Below are 20,652 nucleotides of genomic sequence, written 5' to 3' on the forward strand. Positions count from 1 at the left end.
ACCTCGGGCATGGTCGCTCAGCCGAGATCCCGGATGACGGTCGACGAGTTTCTCGCCTGGGCCGAGGGGCAGCCGGGGCGATTCGAGCTGGTCGATGGCGAGGTGTTCGCGATGTCACCGGAGCGGGCCGGACATGCGTTGGTCAAGTTCGCAGCACAGACAGCCCTGAATCGCGCGATCAGAGCCTCCGGTGTCGTCTGCCACATGATGCCCGACGGCATGACGGTCCGCATCGACAGCACGACGACATTCGAACCGGATGCATTGGTCTATTGTGGGCCCCGGATGGATCTCGATGCCATCGAAGTGCCGGATCCCGTCATCGTCGTCGAGGTTCAGTCGCCGGGCACACGCGCGGTGGACTCGGGCCTGAAATTGACCCGCTACTTCGGTCTGGAGAGCGTCATCCACTATCTGATCGTGGATCCGGTGAAGCGTCTCGTCATCCATCACCGCCGCGCGCAGGGCGGCCTGATCGAGACCCGCATCGCGACCCGGGAGACGCTGGATTTGACGCCCCCCGGCCTGCGCCTGCCCGTGCCCGAGCTGTTCGCCGACCTCGCGCCCGCCGACGACGGCGCTTGATCCGATCCGAGGCGGATGCCACAGCGGCGCGAACGCGAATCAGGACGCCCGGATGACTGCACCCCTCGATCTCCTCGTGCTCGGCAACGCGATCGTCGACGTGATCGCCCGCACGGACGACGCCTTCCTGTCGGCGCAGGGCGTCACCAAGGGCGCGATGCAGCTCATCGACGAGCCGCGGGCCGAGGCGCTGTTCCAGGCGATGGGACCGGCGACGATCGTGTCGGGCGGCTCGGGCGCCAACACCGCGGTCGGCGCGGCGCTCCTCGGGGCCAAGACCGGCTTCGTCGGCAAGGTCCGGAACGACGAGCTCGGCGGCCTGTTCAGCCACGACCTCAAGGCGACCGGCGTCGACTTCGCCGTCCCGGCCGCCGCCGAGGGGCCGGCCACCGCCCGGTGCTTCGTGCTCGTGACGCCGGACGGCGAGCGCACGATGAACACGTATCTCGGCGCCTGCCAGGGCCTGTCGCCCGACGACGTCGACAAGGCGCTCGTGAGCTCGGCCCGCGTCGTCTATCTCGAGGGCTACCTGTGGGATCCGCCGGCCGCCAAGGATGCGTTCCGCAAGGCCGCTCAGCTCGCCCATCAGGCGGGCAACGCCGTCGCGCTGACCCTCTCGGACGCGTTCTGCGTGGGCCGCTACCGCGACGAGTTCCTCGGCCTCGTGCGGGACGGCAGCATCGACATCCTGTTCGCCAACATGGCCGAGCTGCAGAGCCTCTACGAGACCGACGATCCCGAGGCCGCCGTGGCGGCCCTGCGCGATGAGCGCAACGCCCGCGGCCGGCACCTGCTCGGCCTCGTCACGCGCTCGGCCGACGGCGCCCTGGTGGTTCAGGGCGGCGAGGTCCGGGCCGTCGAGGCGAGCCCGGTCCAGACTGTGGTCGACACGACCGGCGCGGGCGACCTGTTCGCGGCCGGCTTCCTGGCCGGGCACGCCCGCGGGCTCGACAACGTTGCCAGCGCCCGCCTGGGCACGCTCGCGGCCGCCGAGGTCATCCAGCATATCGGCGCCCGCCCGCAGGCGGACCTGGTCGGCCTGGCCAAGGCGCGCGGGCTCCTCTGAGCCGGCGCGCCGGGCGCGCGGCCGGAGGTCCGCGTTTGCGCCGATCCCGCGCGCTCAGGCCGCGCGGACGGTCGCGAGGAAGCGCGTCACCTCGTCCCTGAGGTGGCCGGACCGGTTCGACAGCTCCGAGGCTGCCGTGAGAACCTGATCGGCCGCCGCTCCGGTCCCCTTCGCCGCGTCGGCGACGCCCGTGATGGTGCTGGTGACGTCCGCTGCCCCCTGGGCGGCCTGGGAGACGTTGCGGACGATCTCCTGCGTCGCGGCGCCCTGCTGCTCCACGGCGCTGGCGATCCGCGTCGCCACCGCGCTGAGTTCCTGAACCCGACCGCCGATGCGTCCGATCGCCGTGACGGCGTCGCCGGTGGAAGACTGGATCCGGGCGACGTGGCCGCCGATCTCGTCGGTTGCCCGCGCGGTCTGACCGGCCAGTTCCTTGACCTCCGCGGCCACGACGGCGAAGCCGCGGCCCGCCGCGCCGGCCCGCGCCGCCTCGATCGTGGCGTTCAGCGCGAGGAGATTCGTCTGCTCGGCGATGGTCGAGATCAGGGTCACGACATGACCGATCTGGATCGCCGCCCCGTTCAGATCCTGAACCAAGTGAGCGGTCGCTGCGGCGTCCGCGACCGCCGACTGTGTCAGTTCCGTCGAACCCGCGACCTGGCGGCCGATCTCCTGGACGGAGGCGCCGAGTTCCTCGGCCGCCGCCGCCGCGACGCTGACGGTGCTGGCGGCGCGTTCGGCCGCGCTCGCCACCCGGATGGAGCGATCGGCGGTGTCGGCGGCCGCCTCGTTCATGGCCGAGGCCGTGTCCTGCAGCGCGGCGACGGCGGTCGAGACCGTGCCGATGATGCCGCCGACCGTGCCCTCGAAGGCGTCGGCGATCCGGTGCATGCCGCTCCGCCGCTCCGCCTCGGCCGTGGCGCGGGCCTGTGCGGCGTCGTGTTCGAGCGTGCGCGCCCGGATCAGGCCGTCCTTGAAGACCTGGACGGACGCCGCCATGACGCCGATCTCGTCCCCGCGCTCGGAACCGCCGACGGCCGCGTCGAGGTCGTCGGCCGCGAGCCGGCCCATGGTTCCGGCCAGGGACCGGATCGGGCGGGCGACCCGGTGCCAGACCCACCAGACCGCCGCGCCGGTCAGGAGCAACCCGATGACCGCGAGCGCGACGGTGACGGACCACGCCGTCCGGAACGCGTCCTCGGAGCGCTGGACCGAGACGTTCGTGCCCTCGGCGGTGACCTGGGCGAGATCCGCCAGGGCATCGAAGGCGGCCACGAGCGGCGGGCGGGCGGGCGCGATGGCGTCGCGGGCCGCGTTCCGGTCGCCGCGCCTGAGCGGCGCGAGGATCGCCTCCTGGGCGACGCGATAGACCTTCCACCGCCCCTCGAACGCGTCCCAGAGCGCGCGCTCCCGGGGCGTCGTCGCGCGCGCGCGGTAGCTCTGGAAGGCCTCGGGGATGGACCGATCCATCTCGACGAACTCGGCATCGAGGCCCCGGTTCTCACCGTCGTCGACGGCGACCACCTTGCGGATCGTCGTCGTGTGGTACCGCAGCATCAGGAATCGAATCGTATGGAGATCGTTGTCCTTGCGCACCCAGACGTCGCGGGTCTCCACGGCGGCGGCGTTGATGGCCTGTATCTGCATCAAGCCGACGGCCGAGCTTGCCAGGAAAAGCAGAAATCCGACGATCGAGGGCAGTATCAGCTTCGATACGATACTTCTTCGCAGTCTCATCTCGGGCACCACAGAGAACGACAACGTCGCGTCGGGATGCATGAAGATGAAAGACAGATTTTTCCGCAACCTCTACTGCGGCAGCGATCTGCGCCGCAGATCGGCGCGGAACGCATAGCGCGTCGCCCGCCGACGCCGCGCTGCGGGTCGCGCGCCGATCCGGGCTGAGGCGGGCGGCCGCGCCCCGGGTCAGGGCCGCAGCAGCACCTTGCCCACCGCCGCGCGGCGGGTCAGGAGGCCGAAGGCCTCCGGGTACTCCGCCAGCGGGTAGACGCCGTGGACCTGCGCGGTGAGCCTGCCCGCGGCGACCCAGTCGAGGAGCCGGCGCTGATCGGCCCGGTGCGCCTCCGGCTCTCGGTCCAGGAAGGCGCCCCAGTGGACGCCCTGCACGTCGAGTTCCTTGAGGAGCATCAGGTTCAGCGGCAGCCGCGGGATGGCGCCGGCGGCGAAGCCGATCACGAGGAAGCGCCCGCGCCAGCCGAGCGCCCGCAGGGCCGGCTCCGCGTAGGCGTCGCCGACCGCGTCGTAGACCACGTCGATCCCGCCGCCCGAGATCCGGCGCAGCTCGTCCTTGAGCGTCGCCGGGTCGTAGACCACGCCCGCCTCGGCGCCGTGGGCGCGGGCGACCGATAGCTTCTCCTCCGAGGAGGCGCAGGCGATCACCCGGGCGCCCATCAGCCGGCCGAGCTCGACGGCGGCGAGGCCGACGCCCCCGGAGGCGCCGAGGACCGCCAGCCACTCGCCGGGCCGCAGGCGCGCGCGGTTCGCCAGGGCGTGCAGCGAGGTGCCGTAGGTGATGGTCAGCCCGGCCGCCTGCTCGTCCGGCACGGCGTCCGGCACCGGCGTGAGCCGGGCGGCGTCGAGGGCGATCAGCTCCGCGCAGCAGCCGTGCCCGGCATGGACGATCACCCGCTCGCCCACGGACACGCCCGCGGCGCCCTCGCCCAGCGCCTCGACCACGCCGACCCCCTCGCCGCCCGGCGAGAACGGCAGGGTCGGCTTCACCTGGTAGCGCCCGGCGGTGATCAGCGTGTCGAAGAAGTTCAGGGCCGCCAGCCGCATCCGCACCAGCGCCTGCCCGGGGCCCGGCACCGGGTCGGGCCGCTCGACGATCTCCAGATGCTCCGGCCCGTCGAGCCTCGTGCACAGCAGCGCCCGCATGGCGTCCCTCCTCCCCGGCGTTTCCCGGCCGATCAGGCCCGAACCGACGGTGCGGTCAAGCCGTTCCGATCATCTCGCGGATGCGGGCGCCCAGCACCTCCACCACGAACGGCTTGGTGATGACCTGCATCCCGGCCTCGAGGGGCCCGTTGCCGAAGACCGCGCTCTCGGCGTAGCCGGTGACGAACAGGACCTTGAGGCCCGGCCGCGTGAGCCGCCCGGCCTCGGCCATCTGGCGCCCGTTCATGCCCCCCGGCAATCCGATGTCGGACACCAGCAGGTCGATGCGCACGTCGGATTGCAGCACTTTGAGGCCGGCCGCGCTGTCGGCGGCCTCGATCGCCGTGTAGCCGAGATCCTCCAGCACCTCGGTGACCAGCATGCGGACGGTCGGCTCGTCGTCGACCACCAGCACGGTCTCGCCCGGCGCGGCCCGCGGCGGCGCGCCGACGGCGGCGTGCGCGTCCTCCTCGGCGACCGCGCCGCGGTGGCGGGGCAGGTACAGGCAGACCGTCGTGCCCCTGCCGACCTCCGAGTGGATCCGCACCTGGCCGCCGGATTGCTGCGCGAAGCCGTAGATCATCGACAGGCCGAGGCCGGTGCCCTGCCCCAGGGGCTTCGTGGTGAAGAACGGCTCGAACACCTTGCCGACGATCTCCGGCGCCATACCGCTGCCGGTGTCGGTGACGCACAGCGACAGGTACTGGCCCGGCGGCATGTCGTGGCGCCGGGCGGCGCGCTCGTCGAGCCACGCATTGGCGGTCTCGATCGTGATGCGCCCGCCCTCCGGCATCGCGTCCCGGGCGTTGATGCACAGGTTGAGGAGCGCGTTCTCGAGCTGCGGCGGGTCGACCAGGGCCGGCCAGAGGCCGGGCGGCGCCACGACCTCGACCACCACGGCGGGGCCCACGGTGCGGCGGATCAGCTCCTCCATGCCGGCCACCAGCCGGTTCACGTCGGTGGGCTTCGGGTCGAGGGTCTGGCGACGCGAGAAGGCGAGCAGCCGGTGGGTCAGCGCCGCGGCCCGTTTCGAGGCCCCCTGCGCGGCGTTGATGTAGCGGTCGACGTCCATGACGCGGCCCTGGCCGAGCCGGGTCTGGATCAGCTCCAGCGAGCCGGAGATGCCGGCGAGCAGGTTGTTGAAGTCGTGGGCGATGCCGCCGGTCAGCTGGCCGACCGCCTCCATCTTCTGCGACTGGCGCAGGGCCTCCTCGGCGGCGGCCAGGGCGTCGGCGCGCTCGCGCTCCGCGGTGAAGTCGCGGCCGACGGCGTTGATGACGCCCTCCCCGGGCCGGGCCGCCCAGCTGATCCAGCGATAGCCGCCGTCCCGGTGGCGGTAGCGGTTGTCGAAGCGCGCGAGGCTCGACCCCGCGGAGAGCTGGCGCGCGCCCTCGACGGTGCGGTCGAGATCGTCCGGGTGGACGAAGGCGATGAGCTTCGTTCCGATCAGCTCGTCCGGGCGCCAGCCCAGCACCTCGGTCCACGCTGGGTTCACCGCGGTGATCGTCCCGTCGAACAGGCAGCGCAGCATCATGTCGGACGAGAGCGTCCACAGGGCGTTGCGGTCGGCCGTGCGCTCCTCGACCTGCTGCGCCAGCGTGGCGTTGAGTTGGCGCAACTCGGCCAGGGCGGCCTCCAGCCGGCCCTGGCTCTCCTTGAGGGCGGCGTCCGCCAGGACCCGGCCGGTGGTCTCGTTGGTGAGGATGAACAGGCCGGCGACCCGGCCCTCGGCGTCGAGAACCCGCGAGTACGAGAAGGTCCACCACGTCTCCCGGGCGCCGCGGTCGGTGTCGAGCTGCCACGGCAGATCGACGAAGCGCTCCGGACGGCCCGCCATGGCGGCGTCGATGATCGGTTTGGCCTGATCCCAGGCATCGGCCCAGACCACGTCGAACCGCTCGCCCATCGCCCAGGGCAGCCGCGGACCGAGCAGCGGGAAGTAGGTGTCGTTGAAGAAGAAGTGGAGGTCGGGCCCCCAGGCCAGGATCATCGATTCCGGCGAGTTGAGGACGAGCGACAGGGCCGCACGGAACTCCGCCGGCCACGTCTCCGGAAGCCCCAGGGGATGACCCGACCAGTCGCGCGCGCGGATCATCCGCGCGGCCTCGCCGCCGCCGGAGAGGAAGGGGAAGGGGTCGGTCACGGGCTCTGAGCAATGCAGGTCATGGGCGTACGGCGTATGACCGTCTTCGGCGGCATCTCCAAGCTGCCCGGTCGCGGTTCGACGACGTCGTCTCAGCGCGCCGCCGTCCTCGCGAGCGGAGCGAAGCGACCCAGGGCTACGGGACGTCGGCAAGCGCGGCGCCGACGGGATCGCCTCGCTCCGCTCGCGAAGACGGCCGGCTGAGCCTCGGTCCGACCCGTCAATGCGCCTCCTGCCAGTTGCCCGCCGCGTTGGCCTCGACCACCAGCGGCACCTTCAGGGTCAGGGCCGGCGCCGGCGCCTCCTCCATGACGCCGCGGATGATCGGGATCGTCCGCTCCACCTCGTCCTCGGCCGCCTCGAACACCAGCTCGTCGTGCACCTGCAGCAGCATGCGCGCCCTGAGCTTCTTCGCGGCGAGGGCCGCCTCCATCCGCGTCATGGCCCGCCGGATGATGTCGGCGGCCGAGCCCTGGATCGGCGCGTTGATCGCTTGCCGCTCGACGCTGGCGCGCTCGGAGGGGTTGTTGGAGCGGATCTGCGGGTAGTGGCACACGCGGCCGAACAGGGTGGTGACGTAGCCCTTGTCGCGGCAGCTCTTCTTGGTGGTCTCGATGTAGTCCCGGATGCCCGGGAACTGCTCGAAATACTGCTTGATGAACGCCGAGGCCTCCTCGCGGCCGATGCCGAGCCGGTCGGCGAGGCCGAAGGCCGAGATGCCGTAGATGATGCCGAAGTTGATGGTCTTCGCCCGGCGCCGCAGGTCGGGCGTCATCGCCTTGAGCGGCACGCCGAACATCGCCGAGGCGGTCGCCGCGTGGATGTCGATCCCGTCCTCGAACGCTTTCCGGAGCTCCGGGATGTCGGCCATGTGGGCCAGCAGCCGCAGCTCGATCTGCGAGTAGTCGGCCGAGATCAGCCGGTTGCCGGGCGCCGCCACGAAGGCGCGGCGGATCCGGCGACCCTCCTCGGTGCGGATCGGGATGTTCTGCAGGTTCGGCTCGGAGGAGGACAGCCGGCCCGTGGTGGTCGCCGCCAGCGAGAACGAGGTGTGGACCCGCGCCGTCTCGCGGTCGGCATGGGCCTGGAGCGCGTCCGTGTAGGTGGATTTCAGCTTCGAGAGCTGCCGCCACTCCAGGATCTTCTTGGGCAGCTCGTGGCCCGCCTGGGCCAGCTCCTCCAGCAGGGTCGCGGGCGTGGCCCACTGGCCCGACGGCGTCTTCTTGGCCCCCGGCAGACCCATCTTCCCGAACAGGATGTCGCCGATCTGCTTCGGCGAGCCGACCGAGAATTTCTCCCCGGCATCCTCCTGGATCTCCTCCTCCAGGCGGACGAGGATCTGCGAGAAATCCCCGGACAGGCGGCTCAGCATCTCCCGGTCGACGCGGATGCCGCGCTGCTCCATCCGGGCGATCACCGGCAGCAGGGGCCGCTCCAGGGTCTCGTAGACGGCGACCCGGTGCTCGGCCACGAGGCGCGGCTTCATCATCCGCCACAGGCGCAGGGTCACGTCGGCGTCCTCGGCCGCGTAGGCGGTGGCCTTGTCGATGGCGACGCGGTCGAACGTCACCTTGTTGCGGCCGGTGCCGGCCACGTCCGAGAAGGTGATCGGCTGGTGGCCGAGATGCCGGCGGGCCAGCTCGTCCATGCCGTGGCCGCCCTTGCCGGCGTCGAGCACGTACGAGATCAGCATCGTGTCGTCGAACGGCGCGACCTCGATGCCGTAGCGGGCGAGCACCACCCAGTCGTATTTGAGGTTCTGGCCGACCTTCAGGACGCCGGGGTGCTCGAGGAGCGGCTTCAGCCGGGCGACGGCCTCCTTCGGGGGGATCTGGCCCGGCACCGGCTCGACCACGTCGGAGGGCGCGGCGCCCTCGCCGAACAGGTCGGTGGCGTCCGCCTGCACCTTGGCGGCCTGGACGTGGGCCAGCGGGATGTAGCAGGCCCGGCCGGTGGCGACCGCCAGCGAGACGCCGACGAGGCCGGCCCTGTGGGCATCGAGCGAGTCGGTCTCGGTGTCGACCGCGATCACGCCGGCCTCCTCGGCCTCGGCGATCCAGGCGTCGAGCTGCTCCAGCGACGAGACCGTCTCGTAGGCGGCGGTGTCGAACGGCGCCACGGATTCCGCGGCCCGTGCCGCCACCACGTTGCCGGGTGTCGCCTCGACGGGCGCCCGGGGCTTGGCGGGCGCGTCCGGCAGGTCGAGGTCGGCGAAGGGATCGATCTCGCCGCCCTCCGGCGGGGCGGCGCCCGGCGGTCGCTCGGCCCCGGCGGCCGCGGTCTCGGGATCCGGCGGCACGGAATCGCCGAAGAACGGCACCGCGTCGCTGCCCCCGGCGGCGTTGCCGTAGCCGTGCGGCCGGGCGCCCGGCAGGAGGCGCGGATCGGGCTTCACCGCCTCGGGATCGACGTGCAGCATCTGGGCGATGCGGCGCGTCAGCGTGTTGAACTCCATCGCCTTCAGGAAGCCGACCAGCTTCTCGGGATTGGGCTGGGGCACGCAGAGGTCGTCCAGCGGCACCGGGACGGGCACGTCCTCCATCAGCGCCACGAGCCTGCGCGACAGCTTGGCCTGATCGACGTTGGCGAGCAGCGTCTCCCGCCGCTTGGGCTGCTTGATCTCGCCCGCCCGCTCCAGCAGGGCCTCGAGGCTGCCGAACTCCTTGATCAGCGCCGCGGCCGTCTTCAGGCCGATGCCGGGCACGCCCGGCACGTTGTCGGAGGTGTCGCCGATGAGCGCCAGCGCGTCGCCGATCTGGTTCGGCTGCAGGCCCTCCCACTTGGCGACGATCGCCTCGACGTCGAGGTTGCGCTCGGGTCGGTAGCCGGGCTTGCCCTTGGCACCCGACTCGAAATCGTAGAACCGCACCTGCGGCCCGACGAGCTGCATCAGGTCCTTGTCGGACGAGACGATGATGACGCCCGCGCCCCGCGCCTCGGCCTGGCGGGTGTAAGTGGCGATGAGATCGTCGGCCTCGTAGCGCTCCAGCTCCACCGCGTGCAGGCCGAAGGCGCGCACCGCGTCGCGCATCAGCGGCATCTGGCGCTTCAGGTCGTCGGGCGCGTCCGGGCGGTGGCCCTTGTAGTCGGGGAACATCTCCTTGCGGAACGAGCCCTCCGACTTGTCGAAGACGATCCCGAGATGGCTCGGCATGGTGCCGGCGGCGCCGTCCTGCAGGAACTGCGCGATCTTGGTGCAGAACAGCCGCACGGCGCCGGTGGGCAGCCCGTCGGAGGGGCGCGAATTGTACTTCTGGTCCTGGTTGATCGACTGGAAATAGGCCCGGAAGATGAAGGACGAGCCGTCGACCAGGATCACCTGATCGCCGGGTCCGACGGGCTTGGTCTCGGGGCTCGAGTCGGGCTTCGAGTCGGTCATGGGCTCAGGCGGCTCGGGGCGATCAGGAGTCGGGCGCGCGGTCCAGCTCGGCGCGGCAGGCCGCGACGAGGACGGGCAACTCGTGGTGGACGGTGAGCCAGACGATGTCCAGCGTCACCCGATGATAGCTGTGGCGATAAAAGTTCCCCGCATCCGCGATCTGACGCCACGGCACGGCGGGATATCGGGCTCTCGTCTCGGCGCTCAATCGGCGGCTCGCCTCCGAGATGATCTCCAGGCAGCGCACGACCGCGAAGTGGGTGCGTTCGTCTGCCTCGAACGTCTCGAGCGTGAATCCCGCCACGAAGCGGGCAACGCGCTCCGCGTTGGCGATCATGTCGGCGCAGGCGGCCCGCTCGCGTTCAGAAGGCGGAAATGGCATCGCGCTCCGCGTGCGTGCGAACCCGATCCTTCAGGGCCGCCCGATCCGCCACGTCGACCCGGATCGGAAAGAGATCATCGATGAAGTGGCACAGGCCGACATAGCCGAAGAGACCGCCCACGACGGACACATCGATCTCGATCATCACGTCGAGATCGCTGTCGGCCCGCGCCTCCCCCCGGGCGACCGAACCGAACAGAGCCGCGTGGAGAACGCCGCGGCGGCGCAGTTCCGCCTCGTTGGCGCGCAGGATATCGAGGGCGGCGAGCTTGTCCATGGCGGCGGGACCGGAGGGAATCGGCGGCCGCCAGCATAGCAGAAGCGCGGCAGAGGAGGATCAGGCCGCCAACTCGCGCCCGAGCGCCTCCACCCGGCGCAGGTCGTCCACGAAGGCCGCGTAGGCCTCCGCCTTCGCCTCGTCCGGCAACCGGAGCAGGTAGGACGGGTGGACCGTGATGAAGCCCTGGAATCGGTTGTCGTGCCGGTCGAAGCGGAACGGGCCGCGCGCCCGGGTGATCGGGATCGCCTTGCCGGTCAGCGCCAGCACGGCGGTCGCGCCGAGCGCCACGACGAGCTTCGGGCCGACGAATTCGAGCTCCCGGTCGAGCCACCACCGGTAATGGCTGACCTCGCCGGCTGTCGGCTTCTGGTGGATGCGGCGCTTGCCGCGCTCCTCGAACTTGAAGTGCTTGACCGCGTTCGTCAGGTAGCTCGCGCCCCGGTCGAGCCCGGCCTCCGCCATGGCGCGGGAGAGCAACTGGCCGGCGGGCCCGACGAAGGGCCGGCCTTGCCGGTCCTCCTGGTCGCCGGGCTGCTCGCCCACGAAGGCCACCGTCGCCCCGACCGACCCCTCGCCGAGCACGGCCTGGGTGGCCCCCGGAACCAGCGGCTCGGTCCGGCGGATGATCGCGTTCAGCTCGTCGAGGCTCTTGGGATCCTGGTCGGCCATGGCGGCGACGGCCCGGGCGGGTTCGCGGCGTGTGGGCAAGGTCGGCTCCCTCTCGATCATGGCTTCGGTTCGCCCGGCCGCCGCCCGGACCAGGGCCGGGATCGCAGCCGTCTCGGGCATGTTGTGCCAGTACTTCTTGGGCATCTCCGCCCGCATCGCCTTCAGGTTGGTGCGGGCCGGGTTGAACGTGCTCTCGTAATAGGTCTGCCAGCCGGCCTCGAAGCCGTCGCCCTCCGGAAGATGGGCGCGGTCGCCGGGCGGCCCCAAAGTCAGGGTCTCGGTGTCCCAGTGGGCCGAGCCCTCGGGCGTCAGGATCGACCAGCGCATCCCGCGGAAGCGGTCGACGAAGAACGGTGCCGCCGCCTCGAGGATGTGGTGGTCCGGCTCGAACCACGCGACGTAGCGCTCGCCGTCCGGTCCCTCCGCCCGGCGGAAACGCAGGAAGGCGTGCATCTTGTGGAGGTCGCGCCCGATCGCCTTCGCCATCCGGTGCAGGCGGTGGACCAGCGGGTCGCTGCCGATCTCCATCAGGTGCCGCTCGCCGCGGCAGACGCGCCAGATCAGCGCGTAGAGCAGGCCGTAGCGCTCCGGATCGCGGTGGGGAATGACCTGCGGGATCAAGGTGGCGACGGCCTTCGGCAGGACAAGCGGCGTCCCGGCGGCCTGCTCCGCGTCGCCGCCGAACAGGCCGGGCGCATCCGTCACCGACCACGTCACGGCCTCGGGGGCGACGCCCTGCGCGACGAGGCTCCGGGCGGCTTTGCGGAAACCGTCGAGATCGGCGCCGGGGCGCAGCGCGACGGCGCGCGGCGACCGCGCATCCCCTCTCTCCACGGAGGCAGACGGAAACGGCGCGTGCCCCGCCCCCATCAGAACAGGCTCAGCTGCGCCGCGGGCTCGACCAGCCGCGTCCGCAGGTCGAGCCGGTCGGTGAGCCCGACCGGCCGATGGTCGGCGGCCACTAGGAACGGCCGCGCCCGCTTCAATCCGGAGGTCAGCCGGGCGACGTCATCGAGGCGCAGGGTCGCGTGGCGGCGCGCCCTGACGATCTTGTCGACCGCCCGCGCCCCGAGCCCCGGCACCCGCAGCAGCCATTCCCGGTCGGCGCGGTTCACGTCCACGGGGAATTTGTCCCGGTGCTTCAGCGCCCAGGCGAGCTTCGGGTCGATGTCGAGGGCGAGCATCCCGCCCTCGGAGGCGTCGGCCACCTCGTCGGGGGTGAATTCGTAGTACCGGAGCAGCCAGTCGGCCTGGTACAGCCGGTGCTCGCGCTGGAGCGGCGGCGGCTTCGGCGGCAGGATCGCTGAGCCGTCCGGGATCGGACTGTAGGCAGAGTAGTAGACCCGCTTCAGGCCAACGCTGCCGTAGAGGAGCGCGCTCTTGCGGATCAGGGCCTCATCGGTGGTGGTGTCCGCCCCGACGATCACCTGCGTCGAGTGGCCGGCCGGCGAGAAGCGGCGCTTCTCGGCCTTGGCCTGCACGATGCGCTCGCCGATCTGCGCCATCGCCCCCTGGATCGCGGCGCCGTCCTTCTCGGGCGCGAGCCGCTCCAGGCTCGCCTCAGTCGGCAGCTCGACGTTGATCGAGAGCCGGTCGGCGTAGAGGCCCGCCTCCTCGATCAGCCAGGGGCTCGCCTCCGGGATCGACTTAAGGTGGATGTAGCCGGCGAAACCGTGGTCGCGCCGGAGCGACTTCGCCACGCGGGTCAGCAGCTCCATCGTGTGATCCGGCGACTTGATGATGCCGGAGGAGAGGAACAGCCCCTCGATGTAGTTGCGCCGGTAGAAGTTCAGGGTGAGGTTCACGACCTCCTCCACGGTGAACTTCGCCCGCCGCACGTTCGAGGAGCGCCGGTTCACGCAGTAGGCGCAGTCGAACAGGCACCAGTTCGTCAGCAGGATCTTGAGGAGCGAGACGCACCGCCCGTCGGGCGTGTAGGCGTGGCAGATCCCGGCGCCGGTGGTCGACCCGAGCCCGTCCTTGCCGGCCGCCCGCTTCGGCGCGGCCGAGGAGGCGCAGGAGGCGTCGTACTTGGCGGCGTCCGCGAGGATGCGCAGCTTCTTGGCCAGGGTCTCGTCCATCGAACAGACAATGAACAACGTGGCCGAAGGTGCAAGGCCGGCGCGGCGTTCACCCCGGGCCGCGATGCCGCACCCGTCACGCAGGCGCGTCGGGCTCGCCGGATTCGTCGGGCTCCCGGTCGACCACACGGCGGGCGAGGCCGTAGGCGAAGCCGGCCCGGGCCAGGGCGGCGAGGTCGCGGTCGCGGTGCGTCGCCCGCTGGTCCGGTCGGCGATACGGTCCCAGGCGTCGCCGCTTGGCGTAGGCCTGGGCGGCCTGCTCCTCGATCGCGTCCGCCTCCCCGTCCGGCAGGGCGTCGCGCTCAGCCAGCATGGCGGCCTCCACGACGTCGCGCGGGATCCCCTTGGCGGCGAGCTTGGCCGAGACGCCGCGGGTCGAGGTGCCGCGACGCCGCAGGGTGGCGAGGCGGGTATCGGCGAAGCGCGCGTCGTCCACGAGGCCGGCCGACACCGCCCGCGCGACGGTCGCCGTCACGAGGTCGGCGAAGCGTTCGGGATCCTCGCCCCGGGCCCGCGCGCGCTTCTGGACGCGGCGCGCGAGCGTCCGGCGCAGCATATCGGTCGAGGCGCTGTAGCGCTCCAGATAGTGGAGCGCCGCACGCTCCAGCCAGGCCGGGCTCACGGGGCCGGGCGGCTTGATCTCGCGGTCGCGACCTTCTGGCGCGGATCCTGCAACGAATGGAGATTTCACCGGTTCTTCACGATCTCGACAGGTTTGCGTTCCATGACTCAGGTATGGAACGCGCGCAACGCGACAGGCTCGGCCATGGCCCGAACCACCGTTCTTCGCCCGGCACTCCGCAGGGCCGATGGCGCCTGCGGCTGCACGGCGCGGCGGCCGTACTGATGCGGCGCGAGTGGCTCCTGGTCCTCGTGGCCCTGGGGCTCGCCGCGGCCGCGGCCGCGATCGTCTACCTGTCGCGCCCGAACACCCTGACGGTGGCGGTCGGCCCCCAGGACGGGCCCGAGGCCGCGCTGATCGAGGCCTATGCCGGCGCCCTCGACCGGGCCCGGGAGGACGTCCGTCTCAAGGTGGTGCGCTACGGCGACGTGCGCGACAGCGCCCTGGCACTCCAGCGCAACAAGGCTGACCTCGCGGTGGTGCGGCCGGACGTGTTCCTGCCCGAGAACGGGCTGACCCTGGCGATCCTGCACGACGAGGCCCTGGTCATCGCGGCGCCGGAGGCGGCCGATCTCGACGACGTGCCGGCCCTGGCGCGCAAGCGGCTCGGCATCGTGGTCCGTCACAGCGCTGACCTGTCGTTCCTCACGAACCTCCTGTCCTTCTACGACCTCGTGCCGGACATCGTGGGCGAGGACGCGCCGGAGGCCGGCCACGCCGCCGAGGCGGAGCCCGGCCACGTGGTCGTGGTGCCGCTGAAGGTCGGTGACGTCACGGCCGCACTCACCGAGAAGCGGGTCGACGCGGTGGCGGTGATCGCGAGCCCGGCCTCCAAGCCGGCGGCCGCGGTCGTCCGCGCCGTCGAGCTGGGCGCGCCGGACCGCAAGATCGGCTTCGTCTCGATCCCGGACGGCGACGCGATCCTGCAGCGCTTCCCCGAGCTGCAGTCGGTGACGATCCCGGCCGGCACCTTCGGCGGCCGCCCGAAGCGGCCCGACGAGGAGGTCAAGACCGTCGGCGCCTCCTATCGCCTGATGGCCCGCGGCACGGTGAGCCGCGTCGCGGTCGCCTCTGCGACGCAGCACCTGTTCGAGTGGCGCTCGCGGCTCGCCTCGACCGCGCCGGTGGCCAAGCTGATGAAGGCGCCGGACTTCGACACGACGGTGGCGGCGACCTCGGCGCGCCTGCCGAACCACCCCGGCGCCGTCGACTATTTCGAGCGCGAGCAGCAGACCTTCCTCGACCGCTACGAGGACTACATCTACCTGTTCGCCTTCTTCGGCGGCACGATCGGCTCCGGCTTCGCGTGGCTCGGCCAGCGCCTCGCCCGCAAGCGCCGGGAGCGGGTCGACTTCGTCCTCGACCGGCTCCTCGACATCATGCGCGAGGTGCGCGCGGCGACCAGCGCCGCCGAACTCGACGCGATCGCGATCGAGACCGACGGGCTGGTGGCGGACGTGGTCTGCTACGCCCGCGAGCGCAGCATCGACGCGCGGACGGTCAGCGCGCTGATCCTGGCGGTCGACGGCGTCCACGCGGCCATCGCCGACGCGCGGCGGCAGACGAGCGAGACCGAGCCCCGGGCGGCGACCCGCAACCGCACGGCCCGGCTGCTCGCCCTCGATCTGCCGGCCGCGGAGTAGCGGCGGGCGCCGCATGGCTGGCGGCTTAGGGATATCATGCTAACGGGAACCATGTTCGATCCCGTCGCCGCCCTCGATACGGTTCTCGAGAACCTCGACCGCGAGGCCCGCGAGCCCACGAAGCTCCGGGCCGCGCTGGTGCCGCAGCTGCGCCGGGTGATCGAGGAGGGCCACCGGGCCGCCGAGGCGCAGCTCCTCGAGGACCGCAACGGGCTGCTGTGCGCGCAGACCCTGTCGAATCTTACCGACGCGGTGGTCCGGGCGATCCACGACGCCGTGGTCTGGCGGCTCTATCCCAACGACAACCCGTCGACCGGCGAGCAGCTCGCGGTGGTCGCCACCGGCGGCTACGGCCGGGGCACGATGGCGCCGGGATCGGACATCGATCTGCTGTTCCTGCTGCCCTACAAGCAGACCGCGTGGTCCGAGAGCGTCGTCGAGGGGATGCTCTACGTCCTGTGGGACCTGAAACTGAAGGTCGGCCACGCCACCCGCTCGGTCGAGGAGTGCCTGCGCGAGGCGCGGGCCGACATGACGATCCGGACGGCCCTGCTGGAGGCGCGGTACCTGTTCGGCACCCGGGTGCTCTACGAGGAGCTCGTGACGCGCTTCGACGCCGAGCTGGTGGTCGGATCCGCCGCCGAGTTCGTCGAGGCGAAGCTGCGCGAGCGCGACCTGCGCGTCTCCAAGGCCGGCACCTCGCGCTACCTCGTCGAGCCCAACGTCAAGGACGGCAAGGGCGGCCTGCGCGACCTCAACACGCTGTTCTGGATCGCCAAGTACACCTACCGGGTCCGCGACCAGATCGAGCTCGTCAGCGCCGGCCTGTTCACCCCGGAAGAGTACGCGCTGTTCGAGCGCTGCGAGGAGTTCCTGTGGCGGGTGCGCTGCCACATGCACTTCGCCACGAAGCGCGCCGAGGAGCGCCTGTCCTTCGGTCTGCAGCCGCGGATCGCCGAGCGCTTCGGCTACGAGGCCCGGGGCGGCCTCTCCGGCGTCGAGCGCTTCATGAAGGCCTATTTCCGCATCGCCAAGGATGTGGGCGATCTCACCGCCATCGTCTGCGCCGAGCTGGAGGCGCGCCACGCCAAGCGCACGCCGGTTCTCGACCGCTGGATCGGCCGGTTCCGCGACCGGTTCCGGGCGACCGCCATGGAGGCGGAGGATTTCTGGATCGACCACGGCCGGGTGAACCTGCGCGCGGAGGACGCCTTCGAGCGCGACCCGGTCAACCTCATCCGGCTGTTCTGGCTCGCCGACCGGCACAACCTCGCGATCCATCCGGACGCCAAGCGGCTGGCCAACCGGTCCCTGCGCCTCGTCAACCCGTCGCTGCGCGTGGACCCCGAGGCGAACCGACTGTTCGTCGAGATCCTGACCTCGCGGAACGCGCCGGAGGAGGCGCTGCGCGAGATGAACGAGGCGGGCGTGCTCGGCCGCTTCATCCCGGATTTCGGCCGCATCGTCGCGATGATGCAGTTCAACATGTACCACCACTTCACGGTGGACGAGCACCTGCTGCGCACGGTCGGCGTGCTGGCGGACATCGAATCGGGCCGGGCCCAGGAGACCTACCCGCTGGTCTCGCGCCTCGTGCACTCGATCCACAACCGCACCGCGCTCTACGTGGCGATCCTGCTGCACGACATCGCCAAGGGCCGCCCGGAGGACCACTCGATCGCCGGCGCCGCCATCGCCGAGAAGCTCTGCCCGCGCTTCGGCCTGAACCAGGCCGAGACCGAGACGGTGCGCTGGCTCGTGGAGCACCACCTGCTGATGTCGATGACCGCGCAGAGCCGCGACCTCTCGGATGCCAAGACGATCGAGCGCTTCGCCGCGAGCGTGCAGAGCCTGGAGCGGCTGAAGCTCCTGACCATCCTGACGGTGGCCGACATCACCGCCGTCGGCCCCGGCGTCTGGACCGCCTGGAAGGGCACCTTGGTCCGCACCCTGTACGACGAGACCGAGGTCTACCTCTCGGGCGGCCATTCCGAGATCGCCCGCACCGACCGGGTGCGCCTCGTGCAGATGGGCCTGCGGGAACAGCTGCCCGGCTGGGGCTCGGAGGAGTTCGACGCCTACGCGGCCCGCCACAGCCAGGCCTACTGGCTCAAGGTCGACGGCACGCGCCAGCTCAAGAACGCGATCTTCCTGCGCGACGTCGTGCGCGACGGGCGGACCAGCGCGACCGACGTCGCCCTCGATCCCGTCCGGGGCGTGACCGAGATCACGGTCTACTCGCCGGACCATCCCCGCCTGCTCGCCATCGTCACCGGCGCCTGCGCCGCGGCCGGCAGCAACATCGTCGACGCGCAGATCTTCACCACCACGGACGGGTTCGCCCTCGACACGATCTTCATCTCGCGCGCCTTCGAGCGGGACGACGACGAGCTGCGTCGGACCAAGCGCATCACCGCGGCGATCGAGCGGGCGCTGAAGGGCGAGATCAAGATCGCCGACCTCGTGGCCGACAAGCACCCGCCGACCAGCACCCGCGCCAAGACCTTCCCGGTGCCGCCGGACGTCATCATCGACAACGCCCTGTCGAGCCGGGAGACCGTGGTGGAGATCACCGGCCTCGACCGGCCGGGCCTGCTCTACGAGCTCACCACGGCCTTCAGCCGGCTGTCGCTCAACATCACGTCGGCGCATGTGGCGACGTTCGGCGAGCGCGCCGTGGACGTCTTCTACGTCACCGACCTCACCGGCACGCGGGTGACGCAGCCCGACCGGCAGGCCGCGATCCGGGCCGCCGTGATGGACGTGTTCGCCCACGACGTCGCGACGCTGAAGGCCGAGGGTCTGGAGGCGCTGGTGGCGGCGCCGCCGCCGCGCGAGGCGTGAGCGTACGGGTTGATTTCGCGGCCCCGTGGCCAGATATCAGCGCCGATTCCACCATCCCTCACCGATTCCCGCCCACGACTGAAACGTGATGACGAGCAACGACATGCCTCAGGATGACCAGCGCCAGACCACGGTCGAAGCCGGTGCCGGCGCGGCCCAGGATCCCGCGCCCGCGGGTCAGGGCAGCGAGTCGGCCACCGTCGATCCGGTCGCGGAGGCCCTGGCCTTGCTGACCGCCGAGCGCGACGAGCTCAAGGACCGGACGCTGCGCACCCTCGCCGAGATGGAGAACCTGCGCCGCCGGACGGAGCGCGAGGTCGCCGACGCGCGCGCCTACGCGGTGACCAACTTCGCCCGGGACGTGCTCAACGTCGCCGACAACATCCGCCGCGCCCTCGACAGCGTTCCGGCCGACGCGAAGGCCACGGCCGACGGCGCCCTGAAGGGGCTGATCGACGGGATCGAGCTCACCGAGCGCGACCTCGGCAAGACCCTCGAGCGCCACGGCGTGAAGATCGTCGAGCCGCAGGGCCAGAAGTTCGACCCGAACCGCCATCAGGCGATGTTCGAGGTGCCGAACGCGGAGGTTCCGGCCGGCACCGTCGTGCAGGTCGTGCAGGCGGGCTACGTCATCGGCGAGCGCGTGCTGCGCCCGGCCCTGGTGGGCGTCGCCAAGGGCGGCCCGAAGGCAGCCGCCAACCCGGCCGACGCCGCCTGAGCGGCCCCGTGGTGCGCCCTACTGGCAGGGCAGCGCCGCGGCGAAATCCGAGATGAACTGCGCGGTCTGGCGGGTCCGGGCCGGCGCCGCCGGATCGCGGGCGACGAGCCCCGCCTCGACGCGGAGGCGGCCGTTGCAGGCGCAGGTCGGCAGCGTTCCCGCGGCCGGCTCAGGCGAGCACGCGTCGTGGTGCGCGCAGGCGAGATCCAGCGCGTCGATCGGCGGGTAGCCGGGCCCGCGGCTGCCGGGGCCGCAGAAATTCCCGTAGATCAGGATGGCGCCGCGCCCGTCGGGCCCGGGTGGCACGATCTCCTGCGCCCGCGCCGGGACGGTGCAGGCCGCGAGCGCGACGGCGAGCAGCATTGTCGTGAGGGAGGTCGAGCTGGGCATGCTCACGGCCGATCCTGTCGGAGAGAATCCGCGGTCCCGCGGGGCTGCACCCGCGCGGTATCCGGCCTCACCGACATCCCTCGGCCATGGACAGGCTCGCGCGGCCGACAGATTCGCGAAGCCGAATGCAGGGCATTGCGACCCAGCTTGACCGCTCCGTCAAGCTATCGCCCAACGAATATTGCTCAGAATCGGTAATTCACACCGGCCCGAACCACCGCAAACCCGGAGTCCTGTTTGCCGGCACCATAAAACGCCGGAACACTGGCGTTGTAGTACGTGGCGGCGTTCGTTCCGCGGCCGAGATGGAGGTAGAGCGCCTCCACCTTGGCGGAGAGCTTCTCGGTGAAGGCGTACTCGATGCCGCCGCCGGCCGCGTATCCGGTCCGGTCGGTCGACGGCAGGGTGTAGGGGTAGGCGCCCGCGTCGGTCGCGCGCGCCCCGCCGCCGTAAGCGAAACCGCCGGTCCCGTAGACGAGGACCCGGTCGAACGCGTAGCCGAGCCGGGCGCGGACCGTGCCGAAATAGTCGAGGCTCGGTCGGACACTGTAATACGGCGTGGTGCCGAGATAGGCGGCGTCCGCCTTGGCGAAGGCCGCGCCCTGGATGTCGGCCTCGACGCCGACGACGGCGCCGGAGCCCGGCGTGAATTGGTAATTGTAGCCTATCTGGCCGCCGCCGGCGAAGCCGCCTGACCGCCCGCCGCCCGTGACGGTGCCGTAGGTCGGGTCGGTGAAGCCGCCGCTCCCGGTCGGGAATGCGTATCCCGCATTCACGCCGGCATAGATGCCCGTCCAGGTGAAGACCGGGAGCGACGGCAGTGGCGGCGGCGGCGCGCGGCGGGGCAGGTCGGCCGCCTGGGCGGCGAGGGCCAGGCAGCCGCATGCGGCGCCCGCGAGGGCTGCGGAGGTTCGTGCGTTCATGGAAATCTCGTTCGGCGCGCGGCGGAGCC

Annotated in this window: 17 protein-coding genes; 6 read left to right on the forward strand and 11 right to left on the reverse strand. The window is 71.5% G+C overall.

Annotated elements, in window-relative coordinates; genetic code table 11:
- Window positions 1-9 precede the first annotated feature (9 nt).
- Both H288_RS0110415 and H288_RS0110420 read left to right on the forward strand, forming a co-directional pair.
- Window positions 10-585, forward strand: coding sequence for a Uma2 family endonuclease (locus tag H288_RS0110415; RefSeq protein WP_026604825.1), 576 nt, complete (start codon window positions 10-12; stop codon window positions 583-585).
- A 52-nt stretch (window positions 586-637) separates the two neighbouring features.
- Window positions 638-1,651: an adenosine kinase gene (locus H288_RS0110420; protein WP_020092526.1), complete on the forward strand. Its 1,014-nt coding sequence runs from the start codon at window positions 638-640 to the stop codon at window positions 1,649-1,651.
- Between the two features lie 54 nt (window positions 1,652-1,705).
- Here H288_RS0110420 and H288_RS0110425 read toward each other — a convergent pair whose 3' ends face one another.
- Entirely contained in the window at window positions 1,706-3,358 is a 1,653-nt protein-coding gene (locus tag H288_RS0110425) for a methyl-accepting chemotaxis protein (RefSeq protein ID WP_245274491.1), read from the reverse strand.
- Between H288_RS0110425 and H288_RS35915 the strand changes: the two genes are divergently transcribed.
- Entirely contained in the window at window positions 3,240-3,506 is a 267-nt protein-coding gene (locus H288_RS35915; protein ID WP_244435138.1) for a hypothetical protein, read from the forward strand. The genes H288_RS0110425 and H288_RS35915 overlap by 119 nt on opposite strands.
- A 71-nt stretch (window positions 3,507-3,577) precedes the next feature.
- Here H288_RS35915 and H288_RS0110430 read toward each other — a convergent pair whose 3' ends face one another.
- From H288_RS0110430 to H288_RS0110465, 8 genes are all read right to left on the reverse strand, one after another.
- Complete coding sequence (locus tag H288_RS0110430; protein ID WP_020092528.1) at window positions 3,578-4,549, reverse strand: NADPH:quinone oxidoreductase family protein; 972 nt, start codon at window positions 4,547-4,549, stop codon at window positions 3,578-3,580.
- Window positions 4,550-4,604: 55 nt separating this feature from the next.
- Window positions 4,605-6,692, reverse strand: a complete 2,088-nt coding sequence (locus H288_RS0110435) for a PAS domain-containing sensor histidine kinase (RefSeq protein ID WP_020092529.1) — start codon at window positions 6,690-6,692, stop codon at window positions 4,605-4,607.
- Window positions 6,693-6,912: 220 nt separating this feature from the next.
- Entirely contained in the window at window positions 6,913-10,071 is a 3,159-nt protein-coding gene (polA, locus tag H288_RS0110440) for a DNA polymerase I (protein WP_020092530.1), read from the reverse strand.
- 22 nt (window positions 10,072-10,093) lie between these two features.
- Window positions 10,094-10,453: a HepT-like ribonuclease domain-containing protein gene (locus tag H288_RS0110445; RefSeq protein ID WP_026604827.1), complete on the reverse strand. Its 360-nt coding sequence runs from the start codon at window positions 10,451-10,453 to the stop codon at window positions 10,094-10,096.
- Window positions 10,434-10,730: a nucleotidyltransferase gene (locus tag H288_RS0110450; RefSeq protein ID WP_020092532.1), complete on the reverse strand. Its 297-nt coding sequence runs from the start codon at window positions 10,728-10,730 to the stop codon at window positions 10,434-10,436. The genes H288_RS0110445 and H288_RS0110450 overlap by 20 nt, the downstream gene beginning before the upstream one ends.
- A 60-nt stretch (window positions 10,731-10,790) precedes the next feature.
- Complete coding sequence (locus tag H288_RS0110455) at window positions 10,791-12,272, reverse strand: UdgX family uracil-DNA binding protein (protein WP_026604828.1); 1,482 nt, start codon at window positions 12,270-12,272, stop codon at window positions 10,791-10,793.
- Window positions 12,272-13,483, reverse strand: a complete 1,212-nt coding sequence (locus H288_RS0110460) for a putative DNA modification/repair radical SAM protein (RefSeq protein ID WP_020092534.1) — start codon at window positions 13,481-13,483, stop codon at window positions 12,272-12,274. The genes H288_RS0110455 and H288_RS0110460 overlap by 1 nt, the downstream gene beginning before the upstream one ends.
- Window positions 13,484-13,559: 76 nt before the next feature.
- Complete coding sequence (locus H288_RS0110465) at window positions 13,560-14,105, reverse strand: RecX family transcriptional regulator (RefSeq protein ID WP_020092535.1); 546 nt, start codon at window positions 14,103-14,105, stop codon at window positions 13,560-13,562.
- 224 nt (window positions 14,106-14,329) lie between these two features.
- On the opposite strand from H288_RS0110465, the gene H288_RS0110470 reads away from it, so the two are divergent.
- From H288_RS0110470 to grpE, 3 genes are all read left to right on the forward strand, one after another.
- A complete protein-coding gene (locus H288_RS0110470; protein ID WP_020092536.1) occupies window positions 14,330-15,748 on the forward strand; it encodes a TAXI family TRAP transporter solute-binding subunit in 1,419 nt (472 codons plus the stop codon).
- A gap of 51 nt (window positions 15,749-15,799) precedes the next feature.
- Complete coding sequence (locus H288_RS0110475; protein ID WP_020092537.1) at window positions 15,800-18,592, forward strand: [protein-PII] uridylyltransferase; 2,793 nt, start codon at window positions 15,800-15,802, stop codon at window positions 18,590-18,592.
- Window positions 18,593-18,695: 103 nt separating this feature from the next.
- Window positions 18,696-19,310, forward strand: coding sequence for a nucleotide exchange factor GrpE (gene grpE, locus H288_RS0110480; protein ID WP_026604829.1), 615 nt, complete (start codon window positions 18,696-18,698; stop codon window positions 19,308-19,310).
- Between the two features lie 18 nt (window positions 19,311-19,328).
- On the opposite strand, the gene H288_RS0110485 is transcribed toward grpE, so the two are convergent.
- Window positions 19,329-19,700 (reverse strand): hypothetical protein, encoded by a 372-nt coding sequence (locus H288_RS0110485; RefSeq protein ID WP_020092539.1) that lies wholly within the window; start codon window positions 19,698-19,700, stop codon window positions 19,329-19,331.
- A 185-nt stretch (window positions 19,701-19,885) separates the two neighbouring features.
- Window positions 19,886-20,623 (reverse strand): outer membrane beta-barrel protein, encoded by a 738-nt coding sequence (locus H288_RS0110490; RefSeq protein ID WP_020092540.1) that lies wholly within the window; start codon window positions 20,621-20,623, stop codon window positions 19,886-19,888.
- Between the last annotated feature and the right edge of the window lie 29 nt (window positions 20,624-20,652).

Origin of the sequence: Methylobacterium sp. 285MFTsu5.1 (assembly GCF_000383455.1) — a bacterium.
In the GTDB taxonomy this organism is placed as follows: Bacteria; Pseudomonadota; Alphaproteobacteria; order Rhizobiales; family Beijerinckiaceae; genus Methylobacterium.